The organism is Rhodococcus sp. P4_F5, assembly GCF_056401315.1.
Genome location: NZ_JBFUJP010000001.1, coordinates 212733 through 229651, shown reverse-complemented (window position 1 = coordinate 229651; position 16919 = coordinate 212733). Strand labels below are relative to the sequence as shown.

Here is a 16919-nt window from a genome sequence, read left to right as displayed (position 1 = left end):
TATTCACACCAGGAAGATTGCGAGCGCAGATGAGCGACGCGCCAGCCCAATCGGCACCCCTCACCTCCGGCCCCGATGACACCGGGGCGGGGGTGGGTGGTCCACCAGGAACACCGGAGGCTCCGATCACTTCGTCACCCAAGGCCCCCGCAAAGACGGTGACCCGTCCGGGCGACCGGATCTTCACCACGCTCGCGTCGGGGTCGGCGGTGTTCATCACGGTGCTGATCGGCGCGATCGGGGCGTTCCTGGTCTGGCGAGCGGTGCCGGCGCTCTCGCGCAACGAGGCGAACTTCCTCACCAGCAGCGTCTGGATCACCGACGACATCACCCACATGGCGTTCGGCATCCTGGACCTGCTCCAGGTCACCGTGCTGGTGTCGCTGTTCGCGTTGGTGCTGGCGATGCCGGTGGCGCTGGGCATCGCGATCTTCCTGACGCAGTACTCGCCCAAGCGGCTGGCCCGGCCGCTGGCCTACGTGATCGACCTGCTGGCCGCGGTGCCGTCCATCGTCTACGGCCTGTGGGGCATGTTGATCTTCGCGCCCGCGATCCGGCCGCTGGCGGTGTGGCTCAACGAGAACCTCTCCTGGATCCCGCTGTTCGCCACGGGCTCCGGCTCGGTGCGCGGCGGCGGCACCATCTTCACCGCTGGCATCGTGCTCGCGGTGATGATCCTGCCGATCATCACCGCGGTCACCCGCGAGGTGTTCACCCAGACCCCGACCGCGCACATCGAGGCGGCGCTGGCGCTGGGCGCGACCAAGTGGGAGGTCGTCAAGACCACGGTGATCCCGTTCGGCAAGTCCGGCTACGTCAGCGGCTCGATGCTCGGACTGGGCCGCGCGCTCGGCGAGACGATGGCGCTGTACATGATCCTGCGCACCACCACGAAGGAGTTCGGCTGGTCGCTGTTCGACACCGGCTCCACCCTCGCCTCGAAGATCGCCCTCGGCTACGCGGAGTTCAACAACAACATCCAGGCCGGCGCCTACATCGCGGCGGGTCTGGTGCTGTTCGTGCTGACCTTCCTGGTCAACGCCGCGGCCCGCGCCGCCATCGCCGGAAAGAAGGACTGACATGACGGCGACTCTGGACCGCCCGGTCAAGAAGCCCACCTTCCAGGGGGTCAGCGGTCGGCGCCGCTTCACCGACGTGATGGCCCGCGTACTGGTCACCGGCTCGGTGCTGCTGGCGTTGGTGCCCCTGGTGTGGGTGCTGGTGACGGTGATCGCCAAGGGCCTGCCGGCGCTGATGAGTGCCACCTGGTTCACCAACTCCCTCAACGGGTTGTCGGCGTCGGCCGAGGGCGGCGGCATCTACCACGCGCTGATCGGCACCATCCTCCAGGGACTGGTGTGCGCGGCGCTCTCGATCCCGGTGGGCCTGTTCGTCGCGGTGTACCTGGTGGAGTACGCGAACGGTTCGCGGCTGGGCCGGCTGACCACCTTCATGGTCGACATCCTCAGCGGTGTCCCGTCGATCGTGGCGGCGCTGTTCATCTACGCGCTGTGGATCGCGACGTTCGGGTTCCCGAAGTCCGCGTTCGCGGTGTCGCTGGCGCTGGTGCTGCTGATGGTGCCGGTCGTCATCCGCAGCACCGAGGAGATGCTCCGGATCGTCCCGCAGGACCTGCGTGAGGCGTCGTACGCGTTGGGTGTGCCGAAGTGGAAGACGATCATGCGGATCGTGATCCCGACCGCGCTGCCCGGCATCATCACCGGCGTCATGCTGGCGCTGGCCCGGGTGCTCGGCGAGACCGCGCCGCTGCTGATCCTGGTCGGCTACGCGCCGTTCATCAACTTCGACATGTTCAACGGCGAGATGGGTTCGCTGCCCGGCGTGATGGTCGCCGAGATGAACAACCCGACGGCCGCGGGCGCCAACCGGATCTGGGGCGCCGCGCTGACTCTCATCCTGCTCATCGCGGTGCTCAACATCGCGGCCAAGGCGATCGGGCACCTGTCCCGCGTGCGGAGCAAGTGACCCAATGACCTTCTCGATCACCGAATACCGAGGGAGCCACCATGGCCAAGCGTCTTGACCTCAAGGACGTCAACATCTTCTACGGCAAGTTCCACGCCGTCGCGGACGTCGGCCTGTCCGTTCCCCCGCGCAACGTGACCGCGTTCATCGGCCCGTCCGGCTGTGGCAAGTCCACGGTGCTGCGCTCGCTCAACCGCATGCACGAGGTCACCCCGGGTGCCCGCGTCGAGGGCGCCATCATGCTCGACGGCGAGGACATCTACGGCTCCCAGGTGGACCCGGTGGGCGTGCGACGCACCATCGGCATGGTCTTCCAGCGGCCCAACCCGTTCCCCACCATGTCGATTCGCGACAACGTGGTGGCCGGCCTGAAGCTGCAGGGGGTGCGCAACAAGACCGAGCTCGAAGAGATCGCCGAGCAGTCGCTGCGCGGCGCCAACCTGTGGAACGAGGTCAAGGACCGACTCGACAAGCCCGGCGGCGGGCTCTCCGGCGGTCAGCAGCAGCGTCTGTGCATCGCCCGGGCCATCGCGGTCTCGCCGGACGTGCTCCTGATGGACGAGCCCTGCTCCGCCCTGGACCCGATCTCGACGCTGGCGATCGAGGACCTGATCACCGAACTCAAGCAGGAGTTCACCATCGTGATCGTCACGCACAACATGCAGCAGGCCGCCCGGGTAAGCGACCAGACCGCGTTCTTCAACCTCGAGGCCACAGGCAAGCCCGGCCGGCTGGTGGAGATCGACGACACCGAGAAGATCTTCTCCAACCCGACGCAGAAGGCCACCGAGGACTACATCTCGGGCCGCTTCGGGTAGACACTGCCAACTGTTCGGTCGAACGGGCGGTTGTCGGGGCACGCTCTCGGGCGATGCTCCGATAACCGCCCGTTCGTCGTCATGCGCACCCGAGCAGGGCCGCGCGCGGTGGGGGATAGGTTGGATCGATGACGAACGCCGACCGGCCCCGACCCGACAAGCACAGCCCCGAGACCCTCGGCGCGATGACCCAGAGTGTGCACGCCGGGAACCAGATCGACCCGGGTACCGGCGCGGTCCGGACCCCGCTGGTGCTGGCGAACTCGTATGCGCTGCCCGAGGACCCGTCGCAGATGAACTGGTCGGCCACCGACGTGCTCTTCTACACGCGCAACGGCGGGGTCAACCAGGTCGCGCTGCAGCGCAAACTGGCGGCGCTCGAACGGGCCGAGGACGCGGTCGTCCTGGCCAGCGGGGTGGCGGCACTGCACGCGGTGTTCTTCACCTTCCTGAAGACGGGTGACCACGTCGTCGTCGCCGACGTCACGTACGAGGCCGTGTTCCGGATGTTCACGGAACTGCTGCCTACCAAGTACGGCATCGACGTGACCTTCGTCGACACCAGCGACCTGGACGCCGTGCGCGCCGCGCTGCGACCGGAGACCGCGCTGGTGCACATCGAGACACCCGCCAACCCCACCACCCGGATCGCCGACGTGACCGCCGTTGCCGAGTTGGCGCACGGCGTCGGCGCGCTGCTGTCGGTCGACGCCACCTTCGCGACGCCGCTGCTGCTGCGGCCGCTGGAACTCGGCGCCGACCTGTCGGTGCATTCCCTCACCAAGTACGTCAACGGCCACGGCGACGCGATGGGCGGGTCGGTCGCCGGTTCGCGGGCGCTGGTCGACCGGATCAAGACCGAGGCGATGGTGGACGTCGGCGGCGTGATGAGCCCGTTCAACGCCTGGCTGATCAACCGCGGGGCGATCACCCTGCCGCTGCGGATGCGCCAGCACAACGCCAGCGCGCAGGCCGTGGCGGAGTTCCTCGAATCCGATCCGCGGGTGGCGTTCGTGGCCTACCCGGGGTTGCCCTCACATCCCCAGCACGAGTTGGCGGCGCGGCAGATGCACGGCGGTTTCGGCGGCATGATGGCGTTCGCGCTGCAGGGCGATCCCGACACCCACAACCGCTTCGTCTCGAACCTGCGCGTGATCACCTCCGCGGTGYCCCTGGGGCACGACGAATCCCTGATCGTGCACGTGTCGAGCACGGGCCCGCGGGTGGCGGCCTATCCCGAGGCGTTCCGGACCTGGGGGCATCTGCGTTTCTCGGTGGGGCTCGAGGAGACCGAGGACATCATCGGCGACCTCCGGGCCGCGCTGGACGCTACCTTCTGACGACGGAGGGTCAGAGACGACTACGCCCCGACCGGGGGAATCCGGCCGGGGCATGTCAGGTTTCGGTGCGCGTAGGTCAGGACTCGAGTTCGGTGGTCTCGTCGGGGTCGACCGGCATCTTGCCGGTGACCAGGAAGATCACCCGGCGGGCGACCTCGACGGCGTGGTCGGCGAAACGCTCGTAGAACCGTCCGAGCAGCGTGACGTCGACGGCCGCGGCCACTCCGTGCTTCCACTCCCGGTCCATCAGCACGCTGAACAGGTGCCGGTGCAGGTCGTCCATCGCGTCGTCTTCTTCGCGCAGTTGCGCGGCACGCTCGGGATCGCGGGTCTCGAGGACCTCCTTGGCGCCGGCGCCGAGGGTGACGGCGAGCCGGCCCATCTCGGCGAAGTAGCCGTTGACCTCCTCGGGGAGGACGTGGTTCGGGTGCCGGCGGCGGGCGATCTTCGCCACGTGCAGCGCCAGCGCGCCCATCCGGTCGATGTCGGCGACGATCTGGATTCCGCTGACCACCGAGCGGAGGTCACCGGCGACGGGCGCCTGCAGCGCGAGCAGGGCGAAGGCCCGCTCCTCGCAGGCGACGCTCAGCTCGGTGATCTTGTCGTGATCGCTGATGACCTGCTCGGCGAGCGAGAGGTCTGCCTGCAGCAGCGACTGGGTCGCCACCTCCATCGCCGTCCCGGCGAGGCCGGCCATCTCGCCGAGCATGTCGGCGAGCCCGGTCATCTGTTCGTTGTATGCCACGCGCATGATGCCACAGCCTACGGCCTGGTAGGGACCAAGTCACGAGCAGCGGGTGAACGTTGCGTGAACCGGCAGTGCACGTCAGCGCGGTACGGGCGGCCAGGTCAGTGCGGAGGCCGGACGCCTCACGCGCAGGTGTCGTCCGCCGCATTGGTGAACGACAGGTCCGCGGGCAACTCCTCGATCGTGGTGCCGGAGATGACGGTGCTCTTCGGCGCCATCTGCGGCTGCAGCGCGGTGCCCGCCGGCTTCGCGGGGTTGACTGCGCCGGTGAAGTTCGAGCCGAGCACCACGTCGATCAGGCCGCCGAGGTCCGCCGTGGAGGTCTCCTGGAGCAGGGCGCCGGGGATGGAGGCGGCCACGGTGGCGGCCTCGTCGGCCTGGCCGGGGGCGTAGCGGATCAGGGTGTTCGTGCTGGTGCCGCTGTAGTTGCCGACGCTGTAGATCTGGAAGCCCTCCGCGCCGAGCTGCTCGGCGGCGCCGGCGGCGATACCGGTCACGCCCGACGCGTTCGACACCTGCAGGGACACCTCGCTCGGGTCCACCGAGAGCAGTTGCGGCTCCGGGGCCGGCGTGGTGGCGGTCGCGGGGGCGGCGGCGGCCGACTTGTCGGGCTCGGGTGCCTTGCGCTCCTCGCCGGGCAGCGGTTCGTCGTCGATGATCGCCTGGAAGATCGCCTTGATGTCGTCCAGTCGCGGGATCTCGTTGCCCAGCTCGTTGGTGCCCGCGGTCGGGACGGTCAGGAAGGTGACCGCGCCGGCGTCCACCTTCTGCAGCGACCGGCCCAGCGTCACCAGCGACTTGGTGTCGACGTTCTGCACGAACGTCTCCCGGGTGAACGCGGTGATGAACCCGTTGAGCTTGCCCGGGTCGAAGAGGACCTTGTTCGACAGTGCCGACCGCAAGAGCGAGGACAGGAAGATCTGCTGACGCTTGATCCTGCCGTAGTCGCCGTTGCCCTCGGCCTCCACCTTGCGGGCCCGCACGTAGTTCAGTGCGGTGGCGCCGTCCACGGTCTGGCGGCCTGCGTTCGGCAGCACGGCACCGAGTTCGTCGTCGATCAGGGGGGTGGACGTGCACACCTCCACGCCGCCGATCTGGTTGACCATCGACTCGAATCCGGAGAAGTCCATCCCGATGAAGTGGCCGATCTTCAGGCCCGACATCTTCTGGACGACCTTGACCAGGCATTTCGGCCCGCCGTACGCGTACGCGGAGTTCAGCTTGTCGTTGTCGGCGCCGGGGTTGATCTCGTTGGTGTACTGGCCCTTGTCGTTGTCCCAGGCCTGGCAGCTGGGGCGCACGATGTCGAGGTCCCGGGGGAAGGAGACCGCGACCACCCGGCTGCGGTCGGCCGGGATGTTCACCAGGATGACGGTGTCGGCGCGGGTGCCCTCGGCGTCGGCGACCGAGCCCGCGCCGATCTCGCCGTTGGCGCCCGCGCGGGTGTCGGTGCCGACGATCAGGTAGGTCTCGTCGCCGTACTGGCCGCCGGGGTCGACGACGTCGGTGCTGTCCGGGTCCAGCGCGGCGACCTGGAGGAAGCCGTTGTCTGTGGCACGCAGGTAGCCCCACGCGACGCCGGTCATCGCGAGCGAGGCCACCGCGACGAGTGCAACGGCGCTGCGGCCGATCACCCGGATGCGCTTCTGCTTACGCCGCTTGCTTGCCGCAAGCCGGGTGCCGGCGGCGACGGCCTCCGCGGCGGGTCCCTCCGGGACGATCGGCGTGGGCTCGGCGCGGCCCGGCCGACCGGTGGCCGACTCTGGGGTCTCCGGGGTCTGCGCCAGGGCGGGGTCGTCGTCCTGGCCGACCCTGTCCATCAGCTCCGAGACGGACAGCCGCTCGCTCGGGTCGCCGCTGCGCCCGCGGATCCGGCCCGACGGGGTGCGGTCGGCGTCGGCCGGCGGGACGGGAGGAGGGGTGCGGCGAGGGCTGAGCTGCGGATCGCTGACGTGGGAGATCGGTCTCTCCCAGGGGGCACGACCCTCGGGCACGTGGCCCGGACTCTGCTCGTCACCCACCTATGGATCCTTGCCTCTCGCACGAACTTCGACGTCGACCCGTGATGGGTTCCAACATGATACTTATCCAGCCCGAGGGTTCCACCCCGGTTGGAAGATGACTGGTCAGCCGCCCGAATGCATGAGATCGGCGCCGGCGGGGACGAGGCAGTCCTCGGGATCGTCGAGCCAGCCCTCGGGCAGGGAGACCTTGCCGGGCGAACCCTGTCGTCCGCGCGGGCCCTCGGCGTCCTTGGGGAACGGGACATCCGTGGGGAGCTGGACCAGCAGCCCGTCGAGTTCGTCGAGCGTCGACACCATGGCCATGGCCACCCGCATGTCCGAGCCGGCGGGGAAGCCCCGCAGATACCAGGCGACATGCTTGCGCAGTTCGCGCAGGCCCTTGCCCTCACCGTGGTGGTCCGCGAGCAGTTCGGCGTGCCTGCGGATGATGGTGGCCACCTCGCCGAGGGTCGGCGGTGTGGGCTCGGGGGTGCCGTTCAGGGCCGCACTGAGCTCGGCGAACAGCCAGGGCCTGCCGAGGCAGCCGCGGCCGACGACGACGCCGTCGCAGCCGGTCTCGGCCATCATCCGCACGGCGTCCTCGGCGGCGAAGATGTCGCCGTTGCCGAGCACGGGGACGTCGGTGACGTGCTCCTTGAGGCGGGCGATCTCGCCCCAGTCTGCGGTGCCGGAGTACCGCTGGGCGGCGGTCCGGGCGTGCAGAGCCACGGCCGCGGCGCCCTCCCCGGCGGCGATCCGGCCGGCGTCGAGGTGGGTGTGGTGCTCGTCGTCGATGCCGACGCGGAACTTCACCGTGACCGGGATGTCGGTTCCCTCGGTGGCCTTGACCGCGGCCGCGACGATCCTGCCGAACAGGGTCCGCTTGTAGGGCAGTGCGGCACCGCCGCCCTTGCTGGTGACCTTCGGGACCGGGCAGCCGAAGTTCATGTCGATGTGGTCGGCCATGTTCTCGTCGACGATCATCTTCGCGGCGGCGTACGTGGTGTCCGGGTCCACCGTGTACAGCTGCAGGGACCGCGGCGACTCGGTGGGACCGAAGGTGGTCATGTGCAGGGTGGCCGGCTGCCGTTCGACCAGGGCCCGCGCGGTCACCATCTCGCACACGTACAGGCCGGAGGTGCTGCCGGCGCGGGCGGTCTCCAGCTCCCGGCAGAGGGTGCGGAATGCGACGTTCGTGATGCCGGCCATGGGGGCGAGCACGACGGGGCTGCGCAGCTCCAGCGAGCCGATCTTGAGTGAAGACATGTGTACCTCGGTAGGAAAACGACTGTGCCCGGCACCGAGTTCGGTACCGGGCACAGGATAGCTGGGTCGGTCAGGAGGCCTGCTGTTCGCGCTTGGCGGCCTCGCGGGCGAGCATCCGGTCGCGCTGCTCCTCGAACTTGGTGGCGTTCGATCCGAGCGTCTCGAGGAACGCGGCCAGCGTGTCGCGGGCGCGCTCGCCGGCGTCGGAGAAGTCGTTGCGCTCGAAGATCTGCCACTTGCGCAGGACCGGCATGACCACCTCGTCGAGGTGCTGGCGGAGGTCGTAGATGCCGTGCTTCGCCATCAGGACGCCGTTGCGGCGGAAGTTGGGCATGCCTGCGCCGGGCATCTCGAAGTGCGTGACGACGTCGGTGATGGCGGCCATCGCCTGGTCGGGGGAGACGTCGAGGGCTGCGCCGCAGATGTTGCGGTAGAAGATCATGTGCAGGTTCTCGTCGGCGGCGATGCGGGCGAGCATCTTGTCGGCGATGTCGTCGTTGCAGGCCCGGCCGGTGTTGCGGTGCGAGACGCGGGTGGCCAGCTCCTGGAAGGTCACGTACGCGACCGAGTGCAGCAGGCCCTCGGTGTCGCCGGGGGAGGAGTAGCCGTTGGTCATGTGGATCATCCGGGCCTCTTCGAGGGCGACCGGGTCCACGCTGCGCGTCACGACGAGGTAGTCACGCATCACGATTCCGTGGCGGTTCTCCTCGGCGGTCCAGCGGCCCACCCAGGTGCCCCAGGCGCCGTCCCGGGAGAAGTTCTCGGCGATCTCGCGGTGGTACGAGGGCAGGTTGTCCTCGGTGAGGAGGTTGGTGATCATCGCGGCCTTGGCGACCTCGTCCAGGCGGGACTGCTCCGGATCCCAGTCGTCACCACCCAGGAAGGCGAAGTTCCGGCCCTCGTCCCACGGGACATAGTCGTGGGGGTGCCAGTCCTTCGCCATGGACAGGTGTCGGTTGAGATTGGCTTCGGCTTCGGGCTGCAGCTCCGTGAGCAGCTCGAGCTGGGTCAAATCTCTGGCCATTTAACTTGCCTCCATGTATCCGTGGAAATCGGCTCGGAGCGCCAGCCTACGGCACCGTAACCTTGCGGTGTTGTGGTTTGCAGTGCCCACAGCCTGGGCCGTTACCGCCAGGAGCTGGACTGTTCCCGTTGTGGCATCGCGGGCGCGGCTCAAATCGTTACCGATATGAGTCGTGGTCGGGAGGGCCGGAACGCGCGAACGGCGGCCCCGAAGACGGGTGCCGCCGTTCGCGCAGAAGTTGCTGGCCTACTTGCGGCCACCACCGAGCAGCCCGCCCAGCAGGTCGCCGATTCCGCCGGCCGCGCCGCCGCTGCCGCCGAGCAGTCCGCCCAGCACGTTGCCGAGTCCGCCCGCCGACTGGCCGCCGCCGAGCAGTCCGCCGAGCAGGTCGCCGAGCCCTCCACCCGACTGTGCCTGCGCAGGAGCCGCCGCACCGCCGCCGCCGAACTGCTTGGCGACGTACGCCAGGACGATCGGCGCGAGGATCGGGAGCAGCTTGCCCACCAGTGAGCTGTCACCCGCGCCGCTGACCCCGCCGAGGGCACTGACAACCTGGTTGGTGTTGTCGCCGAAGACGTTGCTGACGATCTTCTCGCCGTCCGCCGCGTCGACCTGGTCGATGTCGATGCCGCCTTCGAGCAGGCCGTCGTCGGCATGCTTCTGCAATGCGCTCTCCAGCGAGGCCGCGCCCGCAGGGTCCTGTGAGTTGGCCTCGAGTCCGCCGACGAGCGTCGGGATCGCCGAGCGGACCGCGGTCTCCGCGGTGGCCTCGTCGACGCCGAGCTTCGCGGCGATCTGACCGATCGGGATCTGAGACAGAAGGTCGTCAATGGAAGCCATGTATGCCCCGCCTTGTAGTGGGCGTCCATCCCCGAACGCCCGGTTCGCTGACATTAGCGGACGGCAGTCCCGGCATGGTTCGACCTGGCAGGCGTGTTGTCGGGCGAAAGTAGTGCAGCTACCGCAGGATTCACGCCACGGGCGGCCCCGCCCGTGGCGGGTGTGGGGCGGATCAGGCGGGCTGGTGCAGCTGCAACTTGTCGGCGGAGGTCGGCTCGTGCCGGTTCACCCGCATCAGGCCGAGCGCGCCAACGCCGGCGATGATCGCGCCGGCCGCAACGGAGACGGCCGCCGCGGTGGTGGTGCCGGGCGGGTAGTTCATCGCCAGCGGGGCGGCGAGCAGGAAGAGACCGAGTGCCACCAGGCCCCAGTGGCTCGAACGCGACTCGGTGGTCATCGCCCACAGGCCGGCGGAGTACGCGATCATCCCGAGAATGAGGATCGAACCTGTGATCTGCTCGTCGCCCTGCACTGGTAGCCACAGGCTGAGCAGGATGAGGGCCACACCGGTGACCACTACCAGGATGTCTCGTCTGACCTCGCGGGCGTGTTCCGAATCCAACATGACGGCCTCCCTCGCGCCGGATCCACTGTGACCCCATTCTGATCCCAGTTCGGGTCCGGTGTCGACCCGTGCGCGCGGGCGGCCTCTCGGCTAACGCTGGGCGGTGTTGCGAAGCCGAGTCAAGGTGCGCGCCGCGGCGTCCCGTGAACGCCGGGCACCGGGACGGCTGCGGACCGCGTCGAGGTACGCGCGGGAGAGGTCCTCGACACTGTCGAACCCGTCGGGCAGCCCGGCATGGCTGTTCACGATCTTCCGGACGAGTCGTCCCAGGCCGGCCGCGTCGGCGTCGTCCAGGGGGGATGCGTCGAGACCTTCGAGCGTGCGGAGGGTGATGTGACCCAGTTCGGTGTCGGTGGCGCGGGTCCTGGCCGAGTCGGCGACTCGGGGTCCCGGGCAGTCTTGCTGGAATGCTGCCGCGCGCCTGGGGGTGAGGGTGGGGTGGAGCCTGACGTCGGAGGGGCTCATGGCCACGCACCGCCTTTCCGGTTCCTAATTGGGCGTTCGTCCAGTTCCTATTTTCGAATCATGTTGACCGATAATCGAAATGGCCGTTCCATGCCGTGTTCTGCCTCTAAGTGGTATCAGAGCAGCGGCCCCCAGGGAACTGTGCCACTCGGGCGCGACGTCCCGTTGCGGGCAGGTTGGTCGGGTTTCCGTCCCGTTCGACTGGGGGTGAAGGGCACTCTTCCGTGCCGTCTTTGCGTCCAATCTTGCTTTGCTGCAACGGTTTACGGATCTCGATGAGGATTCGCACCGGGCCGGGCGGCGCCGGTTGAATCGTGTCCGGAATGTGATCATTCGCACATGGGCAGGGGTGGCGAGGGGTTGCCTCGGACGCTTGGTGCACTTCCGTCCCGCCAGGCGGGGCCTGGCGGGACGGTGGTGCCCCCTCTCGGGCTCGAACCGAGGACCTGCGGATTAAAAGTCCGTAGCTCTACCAACWGAGCTAAAGGGGCCGGCGCAGCAGGAGTCTAGTGGGCGCGCGGGAGGCGTGGTTCGACCGGGCGTCCACGAGACGTAAACGGCCCGGGTGCGCACCCCCTGCGGCGCACCCGAGCCAGTTCAAAGCATACCACCTGGTGTGTTCTTGCGGAAAGCTTTCTTACTTCTGAGTAGGGTCGGCGCAGTTGGTTGACGCAATTGTGGTGCGTCCGGGCTAGGGTGACCACGGGGTCCTGGTGGGCCCGTCGGGGGCGAGTACGGGGGCAGCACGTTTCGGAGGCGGACAAGCTCACATGGCACGTCAACAGGAACGCGCGCGTCGGACTCGAGCCGCGATTGTCGAGGCGGCGGCGGTGGAGTTCGCCCGTCGCGGTTACGCGGCAGCGTCGGTGAACGCGATTCTCGAGGGCTCGCACGCCACCAAGGGAGCCATGTACTTCCACTTCGAGTCCAAGGAAGAGCTGGCGCGGGCCGTGCTGGCGGTCGCACTCGACCGGTACACCGACTCGACGGACCGCTGGAAGAGGGTCGACGCCGACCCGTTCCAGGTGCTGCACGGCATCATCGTCGAACTCGCCGAACGATTCGCCTCCGATCTCATCGTCCAGGCGGAGTTCCGTCTGATCGTGGAGCCGGAGTTCTACGAGGAGGTGCGCTCGGGCGGCAGTCAGGTCTGGGGGCACACGGCGCACGAACTGGTGCTGCGGGCGGAGGCCGAGGGGTTGTTGCGTGAGGGCGCCAACCCCGAGTCGTTCACCCGGGTGCTCGGCGCGGCTCTCGCCGGCCAGCGCTACATGCTCGACCTCACCACCGACACCACCGAACTCGGCGAACGGTTCGAGGAGGCTCTGGAGGTGGTGCTGGCGGCCATGGCGTCGCCGAGCTGGCTCGAGCAGTGGCGGCGGGACGGTTGGCTGGACCTGCGCGAGGCAGCGGGGCGCCCGGCCAGCGAAAATGGCCCAAAAACCGACCCTGACCAGCCGATTTGAGTTTCTCCGCTGATGTGTCCTAAGCTATCCCAGCTCCCAACGGAACGCCGTTGAGGGTACTTGCCGGAGAGATCCGGCGGCGCCCCCTTCGTCTAGCGGCCTAGGACGCCGCCCTTTCAAGGCGGTAGCGCGGGTTCGAATCCCGTAGGGGGTACGGATTAACAAGTTAGACGCTCCACCTGATACATTCTCTACCGGTTACACCGAGTGCTTCTGACACAAGCACTCCAGCAAGGCCCTGTGGCGCAGTTGGTTAGCGCGCCGCCCTGTCACGGCGGAGGTCGCGGGTTCGAGTCCCGTCAGGGTCGCAAAGCATTGTTCTCAGTCAATCGACTGGGGACAATGCAGTGCGACAGAAGTTCAGTGCGATAGGCATTCGGTTCGGGTGCCGTCCGGCCAGGTAGCTCAGTTGGTACGAGCGTCCGCCTGAAAAGCGGAAGGTCGCCGGTTCGATCCCGGCCCTGGCCACCAAGATCGAGAACAGACCCGAGGTTCAGGAAACTGAATCTCGGGTTTTTTTGTGTCCGGGGAAGGTTTCGCGCCCGGATCGGCCGGTATGGCGTACCTCACAAGGCCCCCTTGGGTGCTCCCAGCGCGGCTCGCGCAGATGGCGTCGAAGGCCGTTCGCGACTCCGAAAGGGCCCCCGATGCCGAACATGTGTCGACTGTCACTGTCGTGTCACGGCAATGACTGAGAGGTGCTCCCGTCCGGGGTTTCGACTGCCCCGCGTAACGGCGTGTCCGCCCGGGCCGACAAGGCATACGTAGGGTGACTCAACGCGAGGAGCGGCCATGGCGGAGCGAGCGATCCACCGGAGCGCGGCAGTTCTCGGCCTGTTGGCCGCGCCGATCTTGCTGGGCGCGACGCTGGGCGCGGGTACCGCCAGCGCATCGAGTTGGCAGGTCGGCCCGTTCTTCCGGGCCGAGTACTCGGGTGAGGCGGGGCAGTACCTCTGCGGCAAGGCCAGCGCGCTCGAGCCGGGCTGGCGCATGACGATCCTCGTGCCGTGTACCTACGACCCCGAGGCAAATGCCTAGTACAACGTGGTTTTCGACCCCGCCAAGTTGGCTCCGTGGACCTGGAGTTCGTGACGGTCGCCGCGCGGGGGCCCCGGCTCGGGTGAGCCGGGGCCCCGGTGGCGGGTGGTCAGGCGTTGGCGGACCAGCTGTCCGGCCCGAACACCTCGTAGTGGATCGCGTCCGCGGGCACGTCACGCGCGAGCAGCGAGTCGCGAACTGCGAGCATGAACGGCAGGGGCCCGCACAGGTACACCTTGGTGCCCGCCTCGATCTCGATCGTGGACAGGTCCGCCCGGCCGCTGTGCGTGGTGCCGCCCGGCAGTCGGGCGCCGAGGTCCTCGTACCAGCGGTGCATCGTCGCAAACGGGACGCGCTGCACCAGTTCGGTCAGCTCGGCCCGATGGGCATGGTGGGCCGGTGAGCGGTCCGCGTGCAGGACGGACACCGTGCGCCGGTCGTCGGTGTCGGCGAGATGGTTGAGCATGCCGATCATCGGGGTGCAGCCGATCCCGGCAGACACCAGCAACAGGGGCGCGTCGTCCTGCTCGAGTACCAGGTCGCCGAACGGGTGCGAAACCGACAGGCTGTCACCCTCGAAGACGTTGTGGTACAGGAAGTTCGACACCTCGCCGGCCGGCTTCTCGGTACCGTCCGGCGCGACACCGCCGGGGACGGCCTTGACGCTGATCTGCCACTCGGTCGCCGACGGCGCCCCGACCAGGCTGTACTGGCGGATCTGGTGCGCACCGTCGGGGAGCGGCACACTCACCGAGATGTACTGCCCGGGAAGGTAGTTCGGCAACGGTGTGCCGTCGGTGGAGGTGAGGACGAAGGAGACCGTGTCCGCGGACTGCAGGACTCGCCTGCCGACGGTGACGGTCCGCCAGACCTGGCCGGCGGGGACCCCTGCCTCTGCGTAGAGGTCGGCCTCGATCCTGATCAGGGTGTTGGCCATCAGCCAGTAGACCTCGTCCCAGGCCGCGGCGACCTCGGGCGTGACCGCCGCGCCGAGCACCTCGACGATGGCCTCGAAGAGGTACTTGTGCACGATCTCGTACTGGTCGGCGGTGATGCCGAGCGAGGCGTGCTTGTGGGCGATCCGCGACATGATCACGTCGGTGCGGTCGGCGTCGGGGCTGACCTGCAGTGCGGCGAACGCGGCAATGGCGCCGGCGAGGGCCTTCTGCTGCTCGCCCTGCTTCTGGTTGCCGCGGTTGAACAGGTCGCGTTCGAGTTCGGGGTGGGCCGCGAACAGTTTCGAGTAGAAGAGCGTGGTGATCTCTTCGATGGCCGCGCCGACGGCCGGAAGGGTCGCGCGGATGACTTCGGTGGACGCTGCGGAGAGGCTCATGACCAGAACGTATTTAATTGGCATCTGAGAGTCTAGTTAATGTGACGCAGTCCACTACCGCCTGTAGTAGTTGTGGGTGCCGGTCCGGGAGACGCAGGTGGCGGGGTCAGTGCCAGCCGGTCAGGCGGCGCCGGCTGGTGAATGTTCGCGACTCCCCGCTATACGGGTCCTCGAAGGTCAGAGACCTGGCCAGCAGTTGCAGCGGGTTCGAGTAGTCGTCGGGTGCGACGTCGAGCAGCCGCGGGTAGAAGTCGTCGCCGACGATCGGGATGCCGAGCGAGCTCAGGTGCACGCGCAGCTGGTGCATCTTCCCGGTGTGGGGGAGCAGTCGGTATCGCGCCCGCCCTCCGCGTACCTCGAGCAGTTCGACCCGGGTCTCGGCGTTCGGTTCGCCGGGTACTTCCTCGGCCTGGATTGTCCCGCGCTGCTTGATGATTCGGCTGCTGATCGTCAGTGGCAGGGTGATTGACGGATCGTATCCGGCGATTGCCTCGTACTCCTTGCGCACCCTGCGCTGGTCGAACAGGGACTGGTAGGCCCCCCGCGCCTGTGGTCGGACGGTGAAGACCAGCACGCCCGCGGTGACCCGGTCCAGTCGATGCGCCGGGGTCAGTTCCGGCAGGTCCAGGTCGCGGCGCAGTCGTACCAGTGCCGACTCCGCGACGTACCGGCCGCGCGGTGTGCTGGCGAGGAAGTGCGGTTTGTCCACCACCAGGAGGTTCTCGTCGCGGTGCAGCAGTTCCACCTCGAACGGGACCCGGGCCTCGGTGGGCGGGTCGCGGTACAGGAAGACGAAGGTGTGTGGCCGGTATGCGGTGGTGGCGGTGACCGGGCGCCCCTCGCCGTCCACCACCTCGGCGGCGGACACCTTCTCGAGCAGGCGTGCGGTGTCGTCGGGGAACCGGGCGAGCAGGTACTCGAGGACGGTCGGCCACCCGCCGTCGCCGGGCAGTCTCAGCCGGGTGGGGTTGAGTCCGTTGCGGACGGGGAGCGGGATGGCGGGCACACCGTAACGGTATGCCTGAGCTGTGACGGCCCGTCGTGGGCCGCGACCAATTCTGATCGTGGCTGCGCATAATCGCAGAACCCCGGAATTCGCGCTGTGCCCCGGCTATGTTGACGTCGCTGTCCGGGGTGACAGCTGCGCCGGACAGCGTGTGGCGCATTCACTCGATTGGCAGGAGTTCGAATGAAACGACGACTGGGTACCGCCGTCCTTCTGGCCTCGGTAGCTGCACTGACGCTGCCGGCCGGGGCATCGGCGGACGTCGTCAGTACCTGGGGGACGATGACCTTCACCGGTGGTTCGCAGGCATACACGGGCACCCTGACGCTCGGCGACGGCTTCCCGACGGCCACCATCGCAAGCGACTCCAGGGCCGCGGCCGGCGTCCAGACCGGTGGCAGCACCTTCCTCAACGCCGCGACGCCTGTGGGGGCGAAGTACGGCACGAGCAAGGACCGTCAGTACCTCAACCTGCGTCCCAAGGTCGATGCGAACACGCCGTCGATCACGACCTACACCTTCAGCTCGCCGACCCCGGCCAGCGGCTGGACGTTCGTGCTCGGCGACATCGACGCCGACAAGGTCGTCGTCTCGGCGACCAATGCCGCCGGAGCGGCGGTGCCGGCGTCGGCGCTCGGCTTCAAGTCGACGTTCAACTACTGCGGCGGAACCCCCTCGCCGTGCGTCGCCAACGCCGACCTGCCCAGTTGGGACGGCAACGGCACTCTGACCGGCAATGCGGCGGCCGCCGACACCGATGGTGCCGCAGCCTGGTTCGAGCCGACGGTGCCGCTCAAGACGCTGACCTTCACCTACAGCCAGCGCAACGGCCAGCCCACCTACCAGACCTGGTTCGCGTCACAGAAGCAGACGGATCCGGGTGCTCCGGGTGTCGGTGCGGGTTCGACCGACGACCTGTTCGGTTCGCTCGGTGGTCTGTTCGACGCAGTCCCGACGGGCAGCTCCACCTCGGGCGGCATCACCAGCGGCCAGAACTGACCGCTCGTGACGGCTGAGCGGT

The 16919-nt window shown here is 68.2% G+C and carries 16 protein-coding genes and 4 tRNA genes; 10 read left to right on the top strand and 10 right to left on the bottom strand.

The window, feature by feature from the left end; all coding sequences use genetic code 11:
* Positions 1-29 precede the first annotated feature (29 nt).
* The 4 genes from pstC (at position 30) to AC1DU4_RS01185 (ending at position 4144) form a co-directional block, all read left to right on the top strand.
* Entirely contained in the window at positions 30-1079 is a 1050-nt protein-coding gene (gene pstC, locus AC1DU4_RS01200; RefSeq protein WP_477837188.1) for a phosphate ABC transporter permease subunit PstC, read from the top strand.
* 1 nt (position 1080) lies between these two features.
* Positions 1081-1986 carry a phosphate ABC transporter permease PstA gene (gene pstA / locus AC1DU4_RS01195; RefSeq protein ID WP_072843020.1) on the top strand — a complete coding sequence of 302 codons (906 nt, stop codon included), beginning with the start codon at positions 1081-1083 and terminating at the stop codon, positions 1984-1986.
* Positions 1987-2027: 41 nt separating this feature from the next.
* On the top strand, positions 2028-2804 hold the full coding sequence (pstB, locus tag AC1DU4_RS01190) for a phosphate ABC transporter ATP-binding protein PstB (protein ID WP_477837186.1): 777 nt from the start codon (positions 2028-2030) through the stop codon (positions 2802-2804).
* Between the two features lie 128 nt (positions 2805-2932).
* Positions 2933-4144, top strand: a complete 1212-nt coding sequence (locus AC1DU4_RS01185) for a trans-sulfuration enzyme family protein (RefSeq protein WP_477837184.1) — start codon at positions 2933-2935, stop codon at positions 4142-4144.
* A gap of 76 nt (positions 4145-4220) precedes the next feature.
* Here AC1DU4_RS01185 and phoU read toward each other — a convergent pair whose 3' ends face one another.
* From phoU to AC1DU4_RS01145, 8 genes are all read right to left on the bottom strand, one after another.
* Positions 4221-4895 carry a phosphate signaling complex protein PhoU gene (phoU, locus tag AC1DU4_RS01180; protein WP_477837182.1) on the bottom strand — a complete coding sequence of 225 codons (675 nt, stop codon included), beginning with the start codon at positions 4893-4895 and terminating at the stop codon, positions 4221-4223.
* 119 nt (positions 4896-5014) lie between these two features.
* The gene (locus AC1DU4_RS01175) at positions 5015-6913 is read right to left on the bottom strand and encodes an LCP family protein (RefSeq protein ID WP_477837181.1); all 1899 of its coding nucleotides are present in this window, start codon (positions 6911-6913) and stop codon (positions 5015-5017) included.
* Between the two features lie 105 nt (positions 6914-7018).
* A complete protein-coding gene (gene dusB / locus AC1DU4_RS01170; RefSeq protein ID WP_072843015.1) occupies positions 7019-8161 on the bottom strand; it encodes a tRNA dihydrouridine synthase DusB in 1143 nt (380 codons plus the stop codon).
* Positions 8162-8231: 70 nt separating this feature from the next.
* Positions 8232-9185 (bottom strand): acyl-ACP desaturase, encoded by a 954-nt coding sequence (locus AC1DU4_RS01165; RefSeq protein WP_072843014.1) that lies wholly within the window; start codon positions 9183-9185, stop codon positions 8232-8234.
* 246 nt (positions 9186-9431) lie between these two features.
* Positions 9432-10025 (bottom strand): DUF937 domain-containing protein, encoded by a 594-nt coding sequence (locus AC1DU4_RS01160; RefSeq protein WP_477837179.1) that lies wholly within the window; start codon positions 10023-10025, stop codon positions 9432-9434.
* A 172-nt stretch (positions 10026-10197) separates the two neighbouring features.
* Positions 10198-10590 (bottom strand): SPW repeat domain-containing protein, encoded by a 393-nt coding sequence (locus AC1DU4_RS01155; RefSeq protein WP_477837178.1) that lies wholly within the window; start codon positions 10588-10590, stop codon positions 10198-10200.
* A gap of 90 nt (positions 10591-10680) precedes the next feature.
* A complete protein-coding gene (locus AC1DU4_RS01150) occupies positions 10681-11055 on the bottom strand; it encodes a hypothetical protein (RefSeq protein ID WP_477837177.1) in 375 nt (124 codons plus the stop codon).
* A 415-nt stretch (positions 11056-11470) separates the two neighbouring features.
* Positions 11471-11546 (bottom strand) — tRNA-Lys (locus AC1DU4_RS01145).
* 279 nt (positions 11547-11825) lie between these two features.
* Here AC1DU4_RS01145 and AC1DU4_RS01140 point away from each other — a divergent pair.
* The 5 genes from AC1DU4_RS01140 to AC1DU4_RS01120 all read left to right on the top strand — a co-directional run bounded on the left by AC1DU4_RS01140 (position 11826) and on the right by AC1DU4_RS01120 (position 13559).
* Complete coding sequence (locus tag AC1DU4_RS01140; RefSeq protein ID WP_477837176.1) at positions 11826-12521, top strand: TetR family transcriptional regulator; 696 nt, start codon at positions 11826-11828, stop codon at positions 12519-12521.
* 81 nt (positions 12522-12602) lie between these two features.
* Positions 12603-12675 (top strand) — tRNA-Glu (locus AC1DU4_RS01135).
* An 80-nt stretch (positions 12676-12755) separates the two neighbouring features.
* Positions 12756-12829: transfer RNA gene (locus AC1DU4_RS01130), tRNA-Asp, on the top strand.
* Between the two features lie 86 nt (positions 12830-12915).
* Positions 12916-12992: transfer RNA gene (locus tag AC1DU4_RS01125), tRNA-Phe, on the top strand.
* A 321-nt stretch (positions 12993-13313) separates the two neighbouring features.
* On the top strand, positions 13314-13559 hold the full coding sequence (locus AC1DU4_RS01120) for a hypothetical protein (RefSeq protein ID WP_477837174.1): 246 nt from the start codon (positions 13314-13316) through the stop codon (positions 13557-13559).
* A 109-nt stretch (positions 13560-13668) separates the two neighbouring features.
* Here the strand turns inward: AC1DU4_RS01120 and AC1DU4_RS01115 are convergent, their stop codons facing one another.
* Together AC1DU4_RS01115 and AC1DU4_RS01110 are read right to left on the bottom strand one after the other, a co-directional pair.
* Positions 13669-14892, bottom strand: a complete 1224-nt coding sequence (locus AC1DU4_RS01115) for a globin domain-containing protein (protein WP_477837172.1) — start codon at positions 14890-14892, stop codon at positions 13669-13671.
* A gap of 106 nt (positions 14893-14998) precedes the next feature.
* On the bottom strand, positions 14999-15898 hold the full coding sequence (locus AC1DU4_RS01110) for a pseudouridine synthase (protein ID WP_477837171.1): 900 nt from the start codon (positions 15896-15898) through the stop codon (positions 14999-15001).
* Between the two features lie 183 nt (positions 15899-16081).
* Here AC1DU4_RS01110 and AC1DU4_RS01105 point away from each other — a divergent pair, with 183 nt between their 5' ends.
* The gene (locus AC1DU4_RS01105) at positions 16082-16897 is read left to right on the top strand and encodes a hypothetical protein (protein ID WP_477837170.1); all 816 of its coding nucleotides are present in this window, start codon (positions 16082-16084) and stop codon (positions 16895-16897) included.
* Positions 16898-16919 lie beyond the last annotated feature (22 nt).

What these genes read in the sequence shown, in the direction of transcription:
- pstC (WP_477837188.1), top strand. Translation starts at nt 30, where the DNA reads ATGAGCGACGCGCCAGCCCAATCGGCACCCCTCACCTCCGGCCCCGAT.
- pstA (WP_072843020.1), top strand. Translation starts at nt 1,081, where the DNA reads ATGACGGCGACTCTGGACCGCCCGGTCAAGAAGCCCACCTTCCAGGGG.
- pstB (WP_477837186.1), top strand. Translation starts at nt 2,028, where the DNA reads ATGGCCAAGCGTCTTGACCTCAAGGACGTCAACATCTTCTACGGCAAG.
- phoU (WP_477837182.1), bottom strand. Translation starts at nt 4,895, where the DNA reads ATGCGCGTGGCATACAACGAACAGATGACCGGGCTCGCCGACATGCTC.
- dusB (WP_072843015.1), bottom strand. Translation starts at nt 8,161, where the DNA reads ATGTCTTCACTCAAGATCGGCTCGCTGGAGCTGCGCAGCCCCGTCGTG.
- AC1DU4_RS01165 (WP_072843014.1), bottom strand. Translation starts at nt 9,185, where the DNA reads ATGGCCAGAGATTTGACCCAGCTCGAGCTGCTCACGGAGCTGCAGCCC.
- AC1DU4_RS01160 (WP_477837179.1), bottom strand. Translation starts at nt 10,025, where the DNA reads ATGGCTTCCATTGACGACCTTCTGTCTCAGATCCCGATCGGTCAGATC.
- AC1DU4_RS01155 (WP_477837178.1), bottom strand. Translation starts at nt 10,590, where the DNA reads ATGTTGGATTCGGAACACGCCCGCGAGGTCAGACGAGACATCCTGGTA.
- AC1DU4_RS01150 (WP_477837177.1), bottom strand. Translation starts at nt 11,055, where the DNA reads ATGAGCCCCTCCGACGTCAGGCTCCACCCCACCCTCACCCCCAGGCGC.
- AC1DU4_RS01140 (WP_477837176.1), top strand. Translation starts at nt 11,826, where the DNA reads ATGGCACGTCAACAGGAACGCGCGCGTCGGACTCGAGCCGCGATTGTC.
- AC1DU4_RS01120 (WP_477837174.1), top strand. Translation starts at nt 13,314, where the DNA reads ATGGCGGAGCGAGCGATCCACCGGAGCGCGGCAGTTCTCGGCCTGTTG.
- AC1DU4_RS01115 (WP_477837172.1), bottom strand. Translation starts at nt 14,892, where the DNA reads ATGAGCCTCTCCGCAGCGTCCACCGAAGTCATCCGCGCGACCCTTCCG.
- AC1DU4_RS01105 (WP_477837170.1), top strand. Translation starts at nt 16,082, where the DNA reads ATGAAACGACGACTGGGTACCGCCGTCCTTCTGGCCTCGGTAGCTGCA.